Genomic DNA, 918 nt, shown 5'->3' with positions numbered 1-918 from the left:
GTCCCTCCCCAGCGCGATTGCCGCATGACCCGCAGCCTCACCCTCCTTCGCCGTCGCCTCGTCGGCAGCGTCTTCGTACTGCTGATTGTCGTCATCGGCACTTTCCTTTTGCTGGAAGCCGCCCCCGGCGACGCGGTCGACGCCTATATCGCCTCGACCGGCGGCGATGCCGGCATGATCGAACTGCTGCGCCATCGTTGGGGCCTTGACCAGTCGGCGCTGACGCGCCTGGCCAACTATCTCTGGGCGCTGCTGCATCTCGACCTCGGCCAATCGGTGAGCTTTTCGCGGCCGATCCGCGACGTCATCCTCGAACGCCTGCCCAACACGCTGCTTTTGATGGGTAGCGCCACCGCGCTCTCCTTCGGGCTCGGCTCGGCACTCGGCATCTATGCCGGCGCCAGGCCCGGCAGCTTTCGCGACCGTTTCCTGTCGATCGGTTCGCTGGCGCTCTATGCCGTTCCCGGCTTCTGGCTCGGGCTGGTGCTGATCATCGTCTTCGCCGTCGACCTGCGCTGGTTCCCGATCGGCGGCATCGAGAGCCTCGCGTCGGCCAAGACCGGCCTCGACCGCGCGGTTGATATCGCCAGCCATCTCGTCCTGCCGGTGTCCGCACTCGGCTTCATCTATCTCGCGCTCTACCTGCGCATGATGCGCGCCGGCATGGCCGAGGTCTGGCGACAGGATTTTGTCCTCGCCGCTCGCGCTAAAGGGCTGTCCCGCCGCCGCATCGTGCTCGCCCACGTTGCCCGCAACGCGCTGTTGCCGCTGGTCACCATGCTCGGCCTGCAATCGGCGCAGATGCTCGGCGGCAGCGTCGTCATCGAAAGCGTCTTTTCCGTGCCCGGCCTTGGCCGGCTGGCGCAGGAAGCAGTGGCGGCGCGAGACACGCCGCTGCTGCTCGGCATCATTCTCACC

At 66.9% G+C, this 918-nt stretch carries 1 protein-coding gene; it reads left to right on the top strand.

Features of this window, described 5'->3' with window-relative positions; genetic code table 11:
* Positions 1-24 precede the first annotated feature (24 nt).
* A partial coding sequence (locus EOA85_RS36150) for an ABC transporter permease (RefSeq protein WP_164760175.1) occupies positions 25-918 on the top strand: 894 nt, incomplete at its 3' end.

The sequence above is a fragment of the Mesorhizobium sp. M5C.F.Ca.IN.020.29.1.1 genome (assembly GCF_003997375.1).
Classification (GTDB): domain Bacteria; phylum Pseudomonadota; class Alphaproteobacteria; order Rhizobiales; family Rhizobiaceae; genus Mesorhizobium; species Mesorhizobium wenxiniae.
This window is presented reverse-complemented; position numbering and strand designations above follow the sequence as displayed.